The organism is Staphylococcus sp. GW823-FHT05F06 (assembly GCF_058795495.1).
The window spans coordinates 15,886-33,450 of sequence record NZ_JBXAHW010000020.1; the positions used below are offsets into that span (position 1 = coordinate 15,886).

The window sequence follows — 17,565 nt, forward strand, 5'->3', positions numbered from 1 at the left end:
ATTTTCAAAACTGTTTTTAAAATCATGAAAATATCATAAAAAATAACAATTTTTCATTAGCTTATGTATGATAATCCTTAAATCTGAAATCACTTCTGTGTCACAATTTAAAATTGTTCTTCATTACCATTACAAAGATATGTTTGAAAGCAAGAATTTTACTTCAAATTTTAAAAATTATGATAATGAATGATGATTCTGTCTCAATATATCACATATTAAGATGGTTTCGAATAACAAAGATAGATACTTAGTTTTAACAACGTTATGCGTCAATCATTTTTGTTGTAAACTTAACAAATTACTACAATATTATAGTACCAAAACAAAATGTCTCGAACAATAAAATTAATGTTTTTATTTTATTTACTTAATTAATAAAAAATCAATGCTATTTATAATAAAACGAACTCACACTCTTTTGTTCAACTTAAATATTCAACAATTAATTTCATCAAAAATGAACTTGAGTTTCACCTTTTAAAATAATAAGACACTCAATACTGAGCACTTTGTTTATCCTCACATTTTCGCATTAATTCATCTCTTTCATTCTCATTTTTAAGATGAAATCACATTGTTCACATTTTGTCTTTATGCCTCACTATCGCACATACTTCCTTATTCAATTAAATCGCACCTCCTTCCTATTTCCTATAAAAAACACCCCGTAACATTAGACTTTCTACCTAATGCTACGAGGTGCACACATCATGTCATTATTTCGTGACATATAATTCTATTTTTAAAATACTTATCTATTTAAATGTAAGTTTTTAGAAGTTTCACGGCGTGTTTCTCTCATTAATTTTTCGTCATTAATTAATGAACGACCGTATGTTGGTACCATTTCTTTAACAACAGGTTCCCATGCTTCTTTGTCATCAGCGAAGTTTTTCTCTAAAACTTCTAATACAACTGATAATGATGTTGAAGCCCCTGGAGATTCACCTAATAATGCAATCATAGAATTGTCGTCTGAATTGACAACTTCAGTACCAAATACTACGAAACCTTTACCGTGTTGTTCACTATCTTTAATAACTTGAACGCGTTTACCAGCAGTGTAAAGTTCCCAATCTTCATCTTTAGCATCAGGAATAAATGTTCTTAAATAGTTCATACAACCTTCTTTAGTTTTGATCATTTGATCAATTGAATATTTAATTAAAGGTACATTTTTAACTGCTGAAGCCAACATTGTAGTAATGTTATATGGTTTGATTGATTCGAATAAGTCTAGATTTGAACCGAATTTCAAGAATTTAGGGCCGATATTCGCATATGGACCAAATAATAATGTTTGTTTACCATTGATATAACGTGTATCAAGGTGTGGTACAGTCATTGGTGGCTTACCTTGAGGCTCTTTACTGTAAACTTTAGCCGCATGTTGTTTAATAATATCTGGGTTTGTACATCTTAAGAATTGACCACTGATTGGGAAACCACCTAGGTGTTCTCTTTGTTTAACGCCAGATTTTTGTAATAACGGAATAGAGTGACCGCCAGCACCAATAAACACTTTATCTGCTATTTTAGTTACTTTTTCTTTAGTTTCTCTATTTTCAACGACAACTTCCCATTTGCCATCTTCTCTTTGTGTTAAATCTACAACATCATGATTGTATTTTAATGAAACATTAGATTTTTGTTCTAAGTAATGTGCTAACTTACGTGTTAACGCACCATAGTTCACATCTGTACCTTCATCAATTTTACTTGCTGCCATTTGATGACCTGGTTCACGATTTTCCATCATTAATGGCATCCATTTTCTCATTGTTTCCATGTCTTCTGTATATTCGATTGTATCGAACATTGGAAGTGTTTTTAGTGTTTCATAACGTTTTCTTAAAAAGTTAACGTTTGTTGGTCCCATAACGAAACTGATATGAGGTAATGGTTGGATAAATTCTTCAGGATTAGAAATATCACCATTTTTAACTAAATTACCCCAGAATTGTCTAGATAATTCGAATTGTTCATTAATTTCTTGCGCTTTAGATGCATCAATTGAACCATCATCTTGTTCAACTGTATAGTTTAATTCACATAATGCCGCATGGCCTGTCCCAGCATTATTATTTTCATTTGAACTTTCAATACCAGCGCCTTCTAGTCTTTCAAACATATCGATATGCCAGTTAGGACTTACTTTTGAAAGCATTGTCGCTACTGACGTACCAATAATTCCTGCACCTACAACAACGATGTTTTTATGATTTGCTTCACTCATGTGCATGTTCCTTTCTAAATTTATATATTAAAATAGTACATATATAGACTTTACCACTTTAAACATTTATTAAACAATTAAGCGCGAAAACTCAGTAATCATTTATTTAAAAGTTGTAGTCAGCTATGTGAGTTTTGTGGTAATATCATCATGCGTAAAAATTCGAGATCATTATTATAAAGAAGGTTTAAATAAATCATGAAAGAAAATTTTTGGAGTACATTGCCACGTCCGTTTTTTATTCTGGCACCTATGGAAGACGTGACAAATATTGTCTTTCGGCATGTTGTCAGTGAAGCTGCGAGACCAGATGTATTTTTTACTGAATTTACCAATACTGAGAGTTACTGTCACCCTGAAGGTATTCATAGTGTGCGCGGACGCTTAACTTTTAGTGACGACGAACAACCAATGGTAGCGCACATCTGGGGCGATAAACCAGAACAATTCCGAGAAATGAGTATCGGCTTAGCGGATATGGGCTTTAAAGGTATAGATTTAAATATGGGTTGCCCTGTCGCAAACGTTGCGAAAAAAGGTAAAGGATCCGGCTTAATTCTACGACCTGAAACGGCAGCCGAAATCATTCAAGCTTCTAAAGCAGGTGGTCTACCGGTCAGTGTAAAAACACGTTTAGGTTATTACGATATCGATGAATGGCGAGACTGGTTAAAACACGTCTTCGAACAAGATATCGCAAATTTATCCATTCATCTACGTACCCGTAAAGAGATGAGTAAAGTAGATGCACACTGGGAATTAATCGAAGCAATCAAGACATTACGTGATGAAATTGCGCCAAATACACTATTAACTATCAATGGTGATATCCCCGATAGACAAACTGGTCTAGAACTCGCAAATAAATATGGTATTGATGGCATTATGATTGGTAGAGGGATCTTCCATAACCCATTCGCATTTGAAAAGGAACCACGCGAACATTCAAGCAAAGAATTATTAGGTTTATTACGCTTACATCTCTCTTTATTTGAAAAATATGATAAAGATGAAGCCCGACACTTCAAAAGTTTACGCAGATTCTTCAAAATCTACGTACGCGGCATTAGAGGCGCTAGCGAACTCCGCCATCAATTAATGAACACCCAATCCATTGCCGAAGCAAGAGAACTACTCGATACTTTTGAAGCACGTATGGATGCACGTTCAGAAGTATAAGTATGCGAGCGGTAAGTATAATAAACAATAAATGAACCTCCCCTGTTGAGTCAGAGGGAGGTTGTTTAATATTAAGTAGTAGTAAATCTCGAGCAATTTACAAAAGTGACATAAAAATAAGTTTTAGACTGATTACTTAAACATATAGTGGGCCGAAAAGTAAATGAGCAAACTGTTAAATATAGTCCATGCTTTTTATACAAAATATAGAATGATGAATATATATTGAACATCGTGAATTTTAAGTTAAACTGAACAATATTATGATAAATTAAATATAAGAAGCAAATATTTCATTAAAAATAAGGTGCATATCAATGAAAAGATTGATTTTTATAGTTGTTATTCTCTTTATCCAAGCCTGTAGTTATGTTGTTATTAACTTTTTCTTCTTCGACATGTGGGTGATTCACTCTAGTGAACAACAATTAAATCAATCCATACAACATCATGACACAAAGCAACTTCATAAGATTGCTAAAGATAAGCAGACATATCAGTTTTTAAAAACTATAAAAAAAGCCGATTTCGAAAATGCGACAGATAACCAAGGTGGTGGGCCTATTGGTTATTATCGTTTAGATATTAATAAAAAACCCGTCGGACTTACAATCAATATTAAATATAACTTCCTTCCAGAAAAGACAACTATTAAATCAATAAAGTTATATCAATAAATATATATAAAGAAAGGACTATAGCACAAATAAATGTCTAAAGAATTCTTAACATATAGTCAGTTGGTGGCAAAATTAAATATTCTTATTTCAAATTTGATTCATCAGCAGGTCGATTAGGTATCAGTATGTTACTTGATGATGCAATAATATTAATTAAGAGTATTTCTGAAGAATAATAGTGTTGATATTGTACACAAAATAAGGAGTGAATAAATTGGAAAATTTAGGTTTTTTGTTAGCTATTGGATGTGCTTTATTTGTAATATTTGTTGTACCGTATTTTGATAAGAAAAAAAGTGAAGTTGAATATAAAGTACAGGTATAACATAAGTTTAGTCAAAGTACAGTTAATGAAATGTACCTTGTCTTATTTTAATACCAAGCATTTAGTATATAGAATGTGATATTTAGATACTTTGATTCATGATAGTTTAGAACTAATATTATTATGCTTCTTCTGCAAGTATTCCATATGTCAAATCTTTATTATGTATGAATCCTACACTCATTCATCACAAATAAGAGGTAGCTACTCTATGTCAAAAAAGAAAATCTTGATCTTTATTAGTGTTATATTAATCATTTTTGGAGGTGTCTACCTCAAAATGAAATATGACGAAAAAGCAAAACAGAAAGAAATCTACTACAAAGAGCAACAAGAACGTATCACGCTTTATCTTAAATACAACACTAAAGAACCTAATATCATCAAATCTGTCCATTTCACAAGTTTAAAACAGGGACCAATGGGTGACGCTGTTATTGAAGGCTATATCAATAACAATAAAAAAGATGATTTTGTTGCATTTGCATCACCTGAAAACAATTATCAATTTGGAGGCAGACTTATAGCAGACGTTAAAATATTTAAATTACTTAAACCGGCTAATGAATCTAAATCACCCGATGAAATCAAAAAAGATTTAGACAAAAAGAAAGAACACTAAAAATTTATACTGAACCACAAGAAGTATTATTTAGTGTAATATTTTAAAGGCTTGTCTTCTACAATTTTTTAGGGGGCAAGCCTTTGATATTTTTTATTCTTACTTTTTTTAACCATTTAAATATTCTTGAAAAACTTTAATTTTAAAATAAAATTTATCATATTCAATCATAAAAAACACCCCACAAAGATAGATTTTAGTCCAACTTCTGGAATGCACATCATAATAAATGAGTTCTTTTTCCTTCATTTACGTTTAATGGTGTTTTCTCGTCTTTGCTTAATCAACAAGTAGACAGCATTTGCTATTCCTAACAAAGTCCAAATTATTGATAAATAAATATTATCAAAACTATAGATTTTAGGCATGAGTATTAAAAACATAATATTTAATATTAATGATATACGATGAAGCTTACCAAAATGATTCATTTGAATAACTTATCCCCTCTTCATTTATTACTTTATTAAAAATTTTGCTTTATTCCAATTGTATCATTGGCATTGAACTTTAAAAGTCATAAAACTAAAAATCTTTGCTCAATCCATATGTGTTTGAATATTTTCCAGACCATCCATCAAGCAAAATTGAAGTGCTTAGAAAATAAAAATTGAAAAATACAAAGAAGAATTAATGTTAAGTATATAAAAAACAACGCTAGCTTTTAATATGCTAACGTTGTCAATTTCCTGGGAAATCAATTTTCTTTTTCTAAATTTTTAATTTCGACAGTTGAATATACTTTTACTCTATTTCTTCCCCGTTTTCATCGTATTTTGTAACTTCACCATCAGATGTCACAATATAAGAACCTTCGAGGTTGCCTTCCTTATCTAAAATAGAAAAGCCCCAATCTCCGTCTTCGTTCTGTTCGGGTTCTTTAAATGTATATGTATCAGTATCTAATGGGTGACCTTCATACGCTTCAACTTTATCTATCACATTACTACGTGTAACTTTATCATCATTAGATGTATCACTATCACTGTTAGACGTCCCTTCATCTGACGTGTTAGATTCACTTGAATTTGATGATTGACTTTGTGTAAACGCAATTTGATTTGCTATATCTTTATAATTTGAACTTTTACCGTATTTATTTAATAGTTCATGTAAATCTAATTCTCTTGCTGCTTCCGAATGCGCATATTGTTGATATGTTCCTGAACTTTGTGTGCCTGCAATTAATACCTTTTCATTACCAATACCGATAAGCGTCACAAATGATCCTTTAGATGGTTTTGCAGTATAGAATTTCATATCACTAGGTGCACCTTCTACTTTTGTTGGTAATGCTTCCAACTGATACGTATGAATACTTTTACGTTGGCCCCCACCGTTATAGTTTGCATAAAATGAATGATTTCTTAATTCACTTGCGTTAACGGCATATTGAGAAACTGAGGGATCATTGATAGCTAATGCTACTTTTTGCGATTGAGTTAAATCCTCGACTCTATCTCTAGACTTATTGTTATTACTTGAATGACCATTATTAGAATTTGAATTTTTATTATTTGAAGCTTGCTCGGTTTGAGTGTTACTATTTTCTGATTGCTTATCAGTCTGATGCTGTCCTACCAAATCTCCAAAATCGCATCCTGCAAGTAATGTTGTTACTGTAATTGCTCCGATTGCTAACACATGTTTTTTCATTTCGTTTCTCTCCTTTAAATCTAGAAATTGTCACTGCTGTGATTATATGTGTCGTTCATACTTCAACCAGTTTTACACGATTACTAAATCCATAATTTAATAACGTAAATTTGTAAAAACATTATTGTTCCCTTGATTGTTAATTCCCGTTATTAAATTTATTTTAATTTATAATAATTATAATTGCTACTAATCACCTAAATAATTTGCACAATATTTAAAAATTTATAGATTTAGAAGTAACTAAACTTAAAATAACTTATAACATATGCTTTTATACTTCTTAAACTAATATTTATATACCTTAAATTAACAGTAGAAATGTGTTTAAAAATAAATTAATATAACAATATAAATAAAATATAAAAGAGTTGGAGGACAGTTAATTGAAAAGGTTTTTTACAGGACTGATTCTAGTTTTTCTCATTATAATGCTAGGATTTGCAGGGGGATTGGGATACAGTCATTATAAAGATTCAAAATCGAACACTGATGTAGCTTCAAAAGAGACTCAGACTTCCAATAAAAACACTCATGAAGATACAACTTCACAAGGTAAAATGCAAAATCAAGTTAATAGCCAAACAAACGAAGTATCAAATGGGACATCAACTAAAACACTTAGTGAAAAAGCAAAGCAGTTAAGAGAAGCTTTTAACGTCAATGATGAGGAAGCTCAAATTTTAGCAGATGAAATCGATAGAGCAGATGTAAATAAAGATGGCACGATTACAACGGATGAAATGACGCCTACTTTAGATCGTTTTACAAAAGAAGGGAAATTCCAACCATCTGCTGGTGGTACAACTAGCGAAACACCTCACCCTAAATATACAGCAGAAGATGCTAGACATATGTCTGATGATGAATTTCTAGACGCGTATACAGAAGGCATGTCAGATGATGAAGCTGCTACTATTCACGAAAGTGCTCAAGAATCTAACGAGTATATGAAATTTTTAAGAGGACAAGTTGAAGCACGTGCAAAAGGACAGGGCGGTAATTATTAACCAAACTGATTAAAATAAGTAAATAATTAAACTCAGTGATACCTGGGTAGGGAATAAGAAAAATGTGTTGTCTTATTCCCTATTTTTGATTGTTATAGAAAGTGTATATATTTCAATTTTAATGACTAAATCAATTCGAAAAGCAGATATATCGAAAATTCATTAAATATGTAGAAGATGTTCGATTAATAAAGAAGAATTAGCTTATTTATGATCTCAACTTATACTTTTGCCACCTCTCCTATTTCAATAATTCCATATTTTAAACATTATCAGATTCTATAAATTCGCGTACATGTGTATAAATACCTTTGTAATAAGGATATTTTGTATTTTTAAATTTACGCTTCATTTCCTCATCTTGACTGTTAGACATAATCATTGCGTGATCTAAATAACTTAAAAACGCTTCATCATTACCACTATCACCAAAGCCAATAATCAATTCTTTTGGAACACCATATTTATTCATCAAAAATTTTGTGGCATATAATTTTCCTGCATTTCTTGGAGTAAAATTAATATCATAAGCATTTTCAGGATCACCTGCTAAAGGATTACAACGATTAAATGTCATCGTATAGTCCCTTATCTTAGAATACTGAGTGAGGTCTTCTAAAATTGTTTTATCTAAATGCGTGTCACCCGAAGAATAGAGATAGAAATTGTACAATGTTTCATTGTCTCGAAAAGTTCTTTGTGGTATAAACGCTACTTTATGTTTAGAAGAAACATGTTTTAATATATCTAATATATCTTCCAATAAGAAACGTTCTGTCAACACTTCGTTTTTATATTCATCAGATTCAATATATTCACAGTTATTCCATGTAAACATTTTAGAACTTAAATCTGAAAAAATATGTTGAGGTTTATATGACATACCAACGTTACTCATTTTTTGAAGTACGCTTTCTATAGTACTTCCTGTTAAAATAGCCGTAATGACATTGTTTTTAGTAGTTATATTCTGTAATAAACCTTCCATTTCTCTTAAATAAGGCATATTCGCTTGATGCGTATGATGTTTGTAGTAAGTTTCATCAAAGTCGAATAATATTAAGCGTTTTGTCATCTTCATTCCTCCAGTATCATTTTTTAAATGATAAATAATAATTACGCTCTAAAAAATGATAAAAAACCACGAAAACAGGATAAAATTACTTGTTTTATTTGTAGAATTTTTGATTGAAATCTTCTGTGTTGGTAGTAGGACTTAAAACCTCCTTATGTATGTCTCAAGGTTATATATATAATATCAATAAAATAACTTTGTCATCTATCTATAAACAATTTCATACATGCTGACGTTATAACAACTTTATTCAACAATGTTTTTCAAATCACTATCACTCATGACTTATCATAATAAAAATAAAGCATCCTTCACTTTGCGATGAGGGATGCTTTATGAATTTTCACATAAAAAATGAATCTACAGACTATTCTTTTTTATTCAATTCTTTATCAAGTTTTACAAGTGTTGGTTTCGGAATATGAATGCCTTCTTCACTAAAGTATTGTATGACCTCTTTACGAAGTAAACGTTGTCCTGGAAAATGCATTCCAGGCTTAACATGTGCTAAAAGTTTAATCACCATTTCATTGCCATCAACACTATCTAAACCAAGTAAATCTGGTGCGGATACAAATATGTCATATTTATTCTTTAATGTAGGTAAAAATGTTAATAATTTCTCTTCTATCACTTTATAATTCTCATTTGGAGAAATCGGTATCATCACAATAGGTGAAACATCTGTAGCAGAATAATTAACTATTTCACTAATCATACCATTAGGTAATGTATAAATTTCTCCAGTATCTGATTGTATACGCGTTGATCTTAAACCAATCGTTTTAACCGTACCTTCAGCAATTGTTACCCCAGATGCATTAATTTGAACATAATCACTCACATCAAACTGTCCTTCAAATATGATAAAGAAACCAGTAATAATGTCTTTTACAATTGTTTGTGCTCCGAAACCAACGGCAACACCAACAACTCCAGCTCCTGCTAAAATTGCTGATACACTAATACCGAAACGTGAAAGTATTGACGTAAGGACAATAAACCATACGACATAACTTATTAAATTTTGAATCAATGTGGATAGTGTTTCACTTCTCTTAATTTTATGACGGTTCTTTTTCTTTTCATTAACGTTGAAAAATTTAGTAACTAACTTTCTTGATATCGCAATTACAATCATACCCATCAAGATATAAGCAAGTATAATTAAAAGATTAACCAAAAGATTTTGATAGAACTCTATTTTCATCATTGGCTCAAATAGTTTATATAATGTGTCCTTAAACTGACTCATAATAACAACATGACCTCCTATTGTTAAAACAATTAATATTTTCAATGTATAAATCTTTATAGATAATGAGCAGTAAGTCATTTCTAAATATAACACTTATAAATAAACATAGCACCCTTCACTTTTTGATGAAGGATGCTTTATGAATTTCTATATAAAAAATCATCTTAAGAGTACTGATTTTTTAGTCACTTCCAGGTGTAATCATAAAACCATCCATCGAATAACCTTTGACATTTTTTCAAACTATTATTATTCGCATTTTCAATTTCAGAAATGATTTTGGATACTGCGCTGGTTTATTCATAGTTTCTAATTATATTACCTGGTTTTATTTTATATTCAGTACTGTTCATGATTCATCACGCTCAGTCGGTTTAAAATTAATACTATCCGTAAAAAAGATGTTTTCTTTCTTATTCTCTACAAAGGTAAATTCTAGGTCTCTATGACCTACGGATGATCCTTTTAAGTCGCCATCCCCTTTTAACAATAGTTTAGGTGCTTTTTTAGTTGGGATGTCATATCTTTTTCTTAATTGTTGTACGTTATATTCATTATTACTCAATTGATATTTCGCAGAATAACTAGGAACATTAGGATTGTATAAAATATCCCCGTTTTTATAATCCTTTAAGTTTTTAAAATTTCCATATTGCACAAAAAATTTGAAGTTTTCAATTTCTTTTTTTAACTTATCATCAGATATTGGCTTTGTTGGAAAGATCTTATTATGGTTCATTTTTACAGGGTATTTCTTTTCATTCTCTATCGGTCTACCATTACTATCATCTTTTATCTTATCTATTAAAAAATACCCTTTGGCTGTTCTAGTGTTGCGATTGATATAGAGAACCATACCTCTTGAGGTCATAATTTTACCTTTTGGCTGTTTTGTCATTTCAGACCTAATAATCCATGTTCCTTTGTCATCTTTATCAAACTCTTCATCACGATAGCCCTCTTTATCATAAAAGTCTTCTAGATTTTTAGTTGGATACACGTCTAACATTTTATTAAAGTTTTGTTTGATTTCCGTTTCTTTGCTATCTTCTTTATTTATAAAACCACATCCTCCAATAAAAATCGTTAAAATTAAGAAACTTACAAATACTATTATTTTGCTTGAATGTTGCATATTTTCACATCTTTCTATTTATCATAAATTGGTAAACATTATATAAATCAACTTCTTAAACATCTACATATTACCAAACAATGAACATATAATACATTTAAGATGGAATTCAAATTTTATTTTACTTTCATAATTAATAAATAAAACCCGCCTCACTTACGATACGCTTCTGCGTATCAGTTAATGATGCGGTTTCTTTTTCTAGTTTTTATTTTTAATACTCAAATGATTCTGTATACGTCGGTGCCTACTGAAATATATTTTTTCTAAAGAAGGTGATATCGTAAAATCACTTCATGAAATAGCACGTGATGTCACAAATATTGTTATAGAATATATGAATTGATAGATAAGTAGCTCAAAATGATTTAGAGATAAGTTCAAGCTCAGAACCACGAGGCAATATTAAACTTATTATTATAACTTATATTTTTCATATAAAATATATAGTTATAAATAAAAATAATCAAAAAATAATTTATATTGGAATTGTTATTCGTTTATCATATGTAAATTTATATTAAATATAATAATTTGAAATCTTTTAGTGTTATAATCATTTTTAAATCCTCTAATGAAACAACATATGGATTTAGACATTGTAGTTTAAATTTTATTTTTTAGGTACCATTAAATATTCACCATATTAAGATTTGTGATCTTAATTATTCAATTTATTTAGCTGTAACTGAATTCCTTCAAATTGGCTTAAGACGTATGTATCATGTGAAATAATGATTAATTGTGTCATCTTTAAGGAAATCAACATTTGAAGTATAGCTTCTTCATTAATGACATCTAAGTTGGTTGTAGCTTCATCCAATATGAGAATCTCTGGTTCTAATATTAAAGCTTTAGCTATCCAGACGCGTTGAAATTGGCCACCACTTAATGTCGAAACTTTATGATTAAGTATATCGTGTGGTAAATTACACTGATCAAGCACTGCTTCAATGCTTGATGTATAACGCTGTTTATTTACCTTATAATTCTTAAGTGGTTCTAATAATGTAGCTAATACCGTTTTACGCTGATTTAAAGTATCACGTTGATATTGAGGTACATATTGGATGTGCTTCATCCACTCTTTAGACGTATAAGATTCACGTAAGCGCCCATTAAGATATAATTCGCCCTGATAATCCGTATCTAAGCCAGCGATAATCTTGGCTAATGTGGATTTACCACAACCACTCTCCCCACTTATGAGTAAGTGCTGGTCGTTAATTGTACATGATATCTCTTTAAATATCAGTTGCGTGTCTATATATTTGGTTAATCTCTCTATTTTAAGCATAAGGTTGTCTCCGATGTGCAATCGTAATTAATTTTTTCGTGTAATTATGTGTCGGCTTAGTTAAGATCGACGCGGCCTCACCATTTTCTATCAATTTACCTTGCTGCATAATACTAATATGTGTGGCACAATCTTTCACTAAGTTAATATCATGTGTGATAAAAACAATGGTCATTTGGTAGCGCTCCTGTGCCCTAAGAAGGTAATGCATAAACTTTTTAATATTTTCTTGATCAAGTGCACTCGTTGGTTCATCTAAAAATAAGTAGTTCGGACGTCTAATTAATGACATTATAAAGGCGACACGTTGTGCCATACCTCCACTAAGTTCGAAGGGATAACGCTCAAGCAATTGTTCCCCTTGTCTTAAACCAAGTAATTGCATCATCTGTAAGACATCTTCCTTAATACGCTGTTTAGTGAGATGTGTGCGATTGGCTTCATAAATGTATTGGAAATGCTTAGCTAATGTTATATTTTGAAACATATTACTTTGAACATCTTGAAACACTGCATCTGTTTGAGTTAAATCGATGTCAATATCTCCTTGATAACATAATTGTGATTGTTTCATTCCAAGTATTGTTCTTGTTAACAGTGATTTCCCACTGCCACTTTCACCTATAATGCAATGAAATGCACCTTTAGTTACTGTCAAATCAACATCCTTTAACAATACTTTCTCTTGATCTAAAATCGATAATTGATTGACGTTGACTACCGTATTTACTGCGTTATTTTTTTGTTGATAATTTGACATAATAAGGCGAAACCTCCTAACAATACACCAGGGAAGAAGAAGAGCCACGGTGCGCCGTTGAAATAACTTTTCCCATCAAAAAGAATTGTTCCTAACTCAGGCGTCGGCGGTTTAATACCTAGTCCTAGAAAAGCAAGTCCAGATATGCTGAGCATCATTTTGCCAAAGTCAGCCGTTACCAAAGCGAATATACTACTTAATAAATGTGGAATCACATGTGTTACTGTCGTTTTGAATGTTGAGTTCCCACTCAATCGTGCATATTGAACAAATGGACGTTTTTGAATATCTCGCGTTAAATTTCTGAAGTAACGTAAATAACGTCCTATCCATCCAATCGTTAAAGCAAGTATCAAACCTATCATGGAGTTACTTACTAAACTTAAGATGACTAATGCGATAATAAATGACGGAATAGCCAGCAACATATCGGCAACAAACATGATGATTTGATCTAACCATCGTCTTTCTATGCCTGCAATTAAGCCAAAGATAAGTCCCATACAAACGCTTAATAGAATCACTATGCCTGTTAAACTCAATGTGACAAGACTACCGACAATCAGTCTTACTAAGAAGTCTCTGCCTAATTGATCGGTACCCAACCAATGTTGTCCATTAGGTGACTCAAGTGGGTTCAAATGTTGCGTGTCTTGCATTAAACCATACGTAATTAATACAACCATCAAACTCAATAGTGAACCTATTGCGATGTACGTTTGATATTTTTTCATCACATCGTACCTCTTTTCTCATTGCCTGACTGCTGGGTATGACGTCGTCGAAGTCTAGGTTCATTCTTCAAAATAATCACATCGCCTAAATAATTCATTAGCATAATAAAGACAATGATAAAGATGACAATGCCCTGAATCAGTGGATAATCTCGTTGGTTAATAGCATTAATCAACAATTTACCTATACCAGACATGCTGAAGATGACTTCTAGTATTACGGCTTTTCCAATTAAATGAATGATACTGTTAATTGAAATCGTCATTAGTGGTGCAAATATCTCTTTAATTTGTACGATGATACGCGCTTTTAACGAAAAATGTCTTAACTGCGCCAGTTGATACGCATCTTGATCTAACGTTTGTGTAATCAGATGTGCTGTCATCAATAAGATATGACACCCTTCTATAACAACAATTGTGAAGATTGGCAGCACAAAGTGTTGCCATGAATCACTACCTACAAATGGTAACAATTGCCAACGTACGCCTAAATAATAAATGAATAAAATAGCTAACCAGTATTCTGGCATTGAGGTCATCACTTGGGCGAATCCACGAATTCCATTAGCGTAACGTGTATGCGGACGCGTCCCAACGAAGTAACCAACAATATAGCCAAATGGCAACATGATACAACTAGAGACAATGATTAGCACAAGCGTCGGCACGATGGCTTCCATTATCATAGCGGTAACTGCTTCGTTCGTACTAAAGCCGTATCCTAAGTTGCCCGTGAGTGCATGTCCAACCCAATCGATATATCTTAGTAACACATGTTGTCCTAAGCCAAGTTGATGTTGTGCCGCTTCAATATTGTCTTGCGTAATCGACGTATAACCATGACGTTGTAGATACAGAATCGCTGGATTACCAGATGTCTTCTCAACTAAAATGAAGATAATAAACGAACTTACGATTAAATAAAGTATGAATTTAATTGTACGTTTGAGCATTGCTATTCATTAACTTTCAACGCTTTATAATCAATTGGTGCATCCGTAAGTCCAGAGAATTTGAATTGTTTTACTTTATCACTCACTACAAACGTCTCATTTGGATAAGCAATTGGCACACCATAGTATTGTTGATTAAAGTGTTTAAATATGTCATCAAATGAACACTGTTGGTCTTCTTTTGATACGGTTGATGGGAAATCGTCTAGCTGTTTCGTTAATGTTTCATCATCAGCTAACACCCCTGGTTGACCATCATTATTTTTAAACACTGAACTCATAAAGTTGTAAGGCATTAATGCATCTGAATACGTTCTATAGAAAATCAAATCATAGTCTTTTTTCGTCCATAATGTATCATAGTATGATTGTGAATCTAACGTTTTCACATTTAACTTAATACCGGCTTGTTTAAGCTGACGTTGCACTTTTTCAGCTTTATCTTTCCAATTTGGGAACTCTGCAGTTTGAATGACTAAGTTAAATGATAAAGGTTTGCCATTCTTTTCAAAGATGCCGTCATCGTTTTTATGATATCCTTCTGATTTAAGTAACCTTTCAGCCGCTTTCATATCATAATCGTGTGGCTGTTGATTATTTTTAGTCACAAATTGTACGTTCTTCTGGAACAGACCATTTACAGATTTGCCCGCAATGTCTTTCGCATCGATGCTCTTACTTATCGCTTCACGAATTGTGCGTTGATTTAATACATCATTTTTAGGGTTAAATGCCATAAAGTGACTTACTGTGCTAGGTCTATCTTCAATCGTTAAGTTCTTATTTTTCTTATCTTGTTTGATTTGTTCGTCTGAGAGCATACCTAAAGCACCACCAGAAATATCTACAGAACCACTTTGTACTGCAGAATTTCTTGAGTCCCCATCTTCAATCGTTTGGAATGCAAGATGATAATTGACTGGGTGACCGTTGTCAAAATATTTATTTGGCTTCATTGTCGTTTTTTCTTTACCAGTTTTATCAACAACAAATGCACCTGTTCCAATCGCTTTTTCAAATTTACCGTTTACTTTACCATCTTCTACTGAATGTGGACTCATAATACGCAACGGTCTCACTTGTGTTAATTCATTTAACACTTGATTTGAAGGAGATTTCAATCTAATTTGGACCACGTGCTCATTTTTAACAACGACCTTATCTAATTTTTTTAACGTTTCTACAGTCGAATCTTTGTTCATCGCTTTCGCACGATCAATCGAGAATTTCACGTCCTTAGCATCTAATGCTGAACCATCTGAGAATTTAACATTCTTTTTCAAATGGAATTCATAAACTTTCCCTGATTCATCAACGCTCCATTTATCTGCTAAACCTGCTTTAATACCCTTATCTTTATCATATTTAACTAATGCATCATACACTGCACTATAAACGGGCATCGCTGCATCATAGCCTTGCGCGTCAAGTTTATCCGCCTTTGCTTCAGTAGGTAGCGATACCGTAACATCTTTATCTTCTTTTTGACCATTGCCACAACCTGCCAATAAGAGCGTAGCACTTGCTGCTACCGTCATTAATACACATTTCCTCATTTCTCAGTACCTTCTTTCACACTTGCTTTTATTAAAAACGATTCTTCATATAGTGTTTGTAAATAATCATTCGGTGATAAATAAAAATCGCTATAATGTGTTAAATCAATCACGTCAGGTACATGCTCTTTCATTACTGCAACTTCAAATCCTGCATCCACAAAGCTATCAACGATATGTTTTAGAGAGTGATTCTGAGAAGGTGTTGCACCATATTGATTAATCGTGTCATCCATAAACTGACGACTTGGGTTATTAGTTAAATCCGCGAATGAAGCGTAATAAACACCGCCTGGTTTCAATACCTCTTTTAAATCTTTTGCATGTTGCGGAATATCTTCTATTAAGTACAAGACAGACGTACTTACTGCCGTATCAAACACGTGCTTCGTTTCTTGCGGTTTATCTGTTAAATAGTATGTAAGTGGACGTTGTCCTTTTAATGTCTCTGCCTTTTCCAAAGATAAACGTGCTAAATCTATGCCAACACCTTTTTTAAACGGTGTTGTATCGTATAACTGTCGTAAAAATCCGCCTTGATTACATCCCACATCTAAAATCGTTTTCCCTTCGATGTCAGATGTATCAAGCATTTTTATTGTTCTCTCCCAAGCTTCTTGATGGTCTCGTGCCATATCATCATCTGATTCTTGACCTTTTTGCCACCAAACGTCATAAGTCTTAGTCATTTCATTCTCCTCGCTTAATTCAAATCGTAATAATTACGTTTTGAATAGTACTACACTATGTACATTTATGCAATAAGGATTTTTTAAAGTCATGAATGAACACCAAAAATTAAGCTGTGGTCGCGAGACATTGATTTATGTCCTAGGCTCTTTCTTACGATTAGTCAAGTACTTATAATTAAAATAAGCATTACTTAACTAAACCGTTCATTTTAATTTTTTGAATAAGGTATTAAAATATATTTAATTGTACGTTTGGCTAATGTGGTGACATTTGATAATCGTACAATTTATGATTCATTACCAGATAATGAATCGTTTTTAATAATCGATTTATACAAGCAATGATGGCAGTCTTATGAGGTTTCTCATTAGGCTGCTTTCTTAGTTTGTA

The 17,565-nt window shown here is 32.0% G+C and carries 16 protein-coding genes and 1 pseudogene; 4 read left to right on the forward strand and 13 right to left on the reverse strand.

Translation table 11 applies throughout. The features are described 5' to 3' along the window. Positions 1-754: 754 nt before the first annotated feature. A complete protein-coding gene (gene lqo, locus AC1Q7N_RS10605; protein ID WP_002455958.1) occupies positions 755-2,239 on the reverse strand; it encodes an L-lactate dehydrogenase (quinone) in 1,485 nt (494 codons plus the stop codon). A 198-nt stretch (positions 2,240-2,437) separates the two neighbouring features. Between lqo and AC1Q7N_RS10610 the strand changes: the two genes are divergently transcribed. From AC1Q7N_RS10610 to AC1Q7N_RS10620, 3 genes are all read left to right on the forward strand, one after another. After that, entirely contained in the window at positions 2,438-3,418 is a 981-nt protein-coding gene (locus AC1Q7N_RS10610; protein WP_002437657.1) for a tRNA dihydrouridine synthase, read from the forward strand. 317 nt (positions 3,419-3,735) lie between these two features. Then, positions 3,736-4,095, forward strand: coding sequence for a hypothetical protein (locus tag AC1Q7N_RS10615; protein WP_001830474.1), 360 nt, complete (start codon positions 3,736-3,738; stop codon positions 4,093-4,095). A gap of 539 nt (positions 4,096-4,634) precedes the next feature. After that, the gene (locus tag AC1Q7N_RS10620; protein WP_145376544.1) at positions 4,635-5,045 is read left to right on the forward strand and encodes a DUF1433 domain-containing protein; all 411 of its coding nucleotides are present in this window, start codon (positions 4,635-4,637) and stop codon (positions 5,043-5,045) included. Positions 5,046-5,290: 245 nt separating this feature from the next. Here the strand turns inward: AC1Q7N_RS10620 and AC1Q7N_RS10625 are convergent, their stop codons facing one another. Next, positions 5,291-5,476: a hypothetical protein gene (locus AC1Q7N_RS10625; protein ID WP_002490835.1), complete on the reverse strand. Its 186-nt coding sequence runs from the start codon at positions 5,474-5,476 to the stop codon at positions 5,291-5,293. Positions 5,477-5,789: 313 nt separating this feature from the next. Then, a complete protein-coding gene (locus AC1Q7N_RS10630) occupies positions 5,790-6,701 on the reverse strand; it encodes a hypothetical protein (RefSeq protein WP_002490822.1) in 912 nt (303 codons plus the stop codon). A gap of 386 nt (positions 6,702-7,087) precedes the next feature. On the opposite strand from AC1Q7N_RS10630, the gene AC1Q7N_RS10635 reads away from it, so the two are divergent. Next, on the forward strand, positions 7,088-7,711 hold the full coding sequence (locus tag AC1Q7N_RS10635; protein ID WP_002490834.1) for a hypothetical protein: 624 nt from the start codon (positions 7,088-7,090) through the stop codon (positions 7,709-7,711). Between the two features lie 262 nt (positions 7,712-7,973). Here AC1Q7N_RS10635 and AC1Q7N_RS10640 read toward each other — a convergent pair whose 3' ends face one another. The 10 genes and pseudogenes from AC1Q7N_RS10640 to AC1Q7N_RS10685 form a co-directional block, all read right to left on the reverse strand. Next, positions 7,974-8,786 (reverse strand): HAD-IIB family hydrolase, encoded by an 813-nt coding sequence (locus tag AC1Q7N_RS10640; protein WP_049324093.1) that lies wholly within the window; start codon positions 8,784-8,786, stop codon positions 7,974-7,976. Positions 8,787-9,153: 367 nt separating this feature from the next. After that, a complete protein-coding gene (locus AC1Q7N_RS10645) occupies positions 9,154-10,041 on the reverse strand; it encodes a mechanosensitive ion channel family protein (RefSeq protein WP_002455953.1) in 888 nt (295 codons plus the stop codon). A 352-nt stretch (positions 10,042-10,393) separates the two neighbouring features. Further along, positions 10,394-11,179: a tandem-type lipoprotein gene (locus tag AC1Q7N_RS10650; RefSeq protein WP_002502649.1), complete on the reverse strand. Its 786-nt coding sequence runs from the start codon at positions 11,177-11,179 to the stop codon at positions 10,394-10,396. Positions 11,180-11,840: 661 nt separating this feature from the next. Further along, positions 11,841-12,476, reverse strand: coding sequence for an ABC transporter ATP-binding protein (locus AC1Q7N_RS10655; RefSeq protein ID WP_000912324.1), 636 nt, complete (start codon positions 12,474-12,476; stop codon positions 11,841-11,843). Then, positions 12,469-13,236: an ATP-binding cassette domain-containing protein gene (locus AC1Q7N_RS10660; protein ID WP_000073898.1), complete on the reverse strand. Its 768-nt coding sequence runs from the start codon at positions 13,234-13,236 to the stop codon at positions 12,469-12,471. Before AC1Q7N_RS10660 ends, AC1Q7N_RS10655 begins: the two co-directional genes overlap by 8 nt. After that, positions 13,203-13,970 carry an ABC transporter permease gene (locus AC1Q7N_RS10665; RefSeq protein WP_000760756.1) on the reverse strand — a complete coding sequence of 256 codons (768 nt, stop codon included), beginning with the start codon at positions 13,968-13,970 and terminating at the stop codon, positions 13,203-13,205. The genes AC1Q7N_RS10660 and AC1Q7N_RS10665 overlap by 34 nt, the downstream gene beginning before the upstream one ends. After that, on the reverse strand, positions 13,970-14,926 hold the full coding sequence (locus AC1Q7N_RS10670; protein WP_000920052.1) for an ABC transporter permease: 957 nt from the start codon (positions 14,924-14,926) through the stop codon (positions 13,970-13,972). Before AC1Q7N_RS10670 ends, AC1Q7N_RS10665 begins: the two co-directional genes overlap by 1 nt. A gap of 2 nt (positions 14,927-14,928) precedes the next feature. Further along, a complete protein-coding gene (locus tag AC1Q7N_RS10675) occupies positions 14,929-16,482 on the reverse strand; it encodes an ABC transporter substrate-binding protein (protein ID WP_032605153.1) in 1,554 nt (517 codons plus the stop codon). Continuing rightward, complete coding sequence (locus AC1Q7N_RS10680; RefSeq protein WP_000169584.1) at positions 16,479-17,171, reverse strand: class I SAM-dependent methyltransferase; 693 nt, start codon at positions 17,169-17,171, stop codon at positions 16,479-16,481. The genes AC1Q7N_RS10675 and AC1Q7N_RS10680 overlap by 4 nt, the downstream gene beginning before the upstream one ends. 259 nt (positions 17,172-17,430) lie before the next feature. Continuing rightward, positions 17,431-17,565 (reverse strand): annotated as a pseudogene (locus AC1Q7N_RS10685) (IS110 family transposase); the annotation flags it as partial.

What these genes read in the sequence shown, in the direction of transcription:
- lqo (WP_002455958.1), bottom strand. Translation starts at nt 2,239, where the DNA reads ATGAGTGAAGCAAATCATAAAAACATCGTTGTTGTAGGTGCAGGAATT.
- AC1Q7N_RS10610 (WP_002437657.1), top strand. Translation starts at nt 2,438, where the DNA reads ATGAAAGAAAATTTTTGGAGTACATTGCCACGTCCGTTTTTTATTCTG.
- AC1Q7N_RS10615 (WP_001830474.1), top strand. Translation starts at nt 3,736, where the DNA reads ATGAAAAGATTGATTTTTATAGTTGTTATTCTCTTTATCCAAGCCTGT.
- AC1Q7N_RS10620 (WP_145376544.1), top strand. Translation starts at nt 4,635, where the DNA reads ATGTCAAAAAAGAAAATCTTGATCTTTATTAGTGTTATATTAATCATT.
- AC1Q7N_RS10625 (WP_002490835.1), bottom strand. Translation starts at nt 5,476, where the DNA reads ATGAATCATTTTGGTAAGCTTCATCGTATATCATTAATATTAAATATT.
- AC1Q7N_RS10630 (WP_002490822.1), bottom strand. Translation starts at nt 6,701, where the DNA reads ATGAAAAAACATGTGTTAGCAATCGGAGCAATTACAGTAACAACATTA.
- AC1Q7N_RS10640 (WP_049324093.1), bottom strand. Translation starts at nt 8,786, where the DNA reads ATGACAAAACGCTTAATATTATTCGACTTTGATGAAACTTACTACAAA.
- AC1Q7N_RS10645 (WP_002455953.1), bottom strand. Translation starts at nt 10,041, where the DNA reads ATGAGTCAGTTTAAGGACACATTATATAAACTATTTGAGCCAATGATG.
- AC1Q7N_RS10650 (WP_002502649.1), bottom strand. Translation starts at nt 11,179, where the DNA reads ATGCAACATTCAAGCAAAATAATAGTATTTGTAAGTTTCTTAATTTTA.
- AC1Q7N_RS10655 (WP_000912324.1), bottom strand. Translation starts at nt 12,476, where the DNA reads ATGCTTAAAATAGAGAGATTAACCAAATATATAGACACGCAACTGATA.
- AC1Q7N_RS10660 (WP_000073898.1), bottom strand. Translation starts at nt 13,236, where the DNA reads ATGTCAAATTATCAACAAAAAAATAACGCAGTAAATACGGTAGTCAAC.
- AC1Q7N_RS10665 (WP_000760756.1), bottom strand. Translation starts at nt 13,970, where the DNA reads ATGAAAAAATATCAAACGTACATCGCAATAGGTTCACTATTGAGTTTG.
- AC1Q7N_RS10670 (WP_000920052.1), bottom strand. Translation starts at nt 14,926, where the DNA reads ATGCTCAAACGTACAATTAAATTCATACTTTATTTAATCGTAAGTTCG.
- AC1Q7N_RS10675 (WP_032605153.1), bottom strand. Translation starts at nt 16,482, where the DNA reads ATGAGGAAATGTGTATTAATGACGGTAGCAGCAAGTGCTACGCTCTTA.
- AC1Q7N_RS10680 (WP_000169584.1), bottom strand. Translation starts at nt 17,171, where the DNA reads ATGACTAAGACTTATGACGTTTGGTGGCAAAAAGGTCAAGAATCAGAT.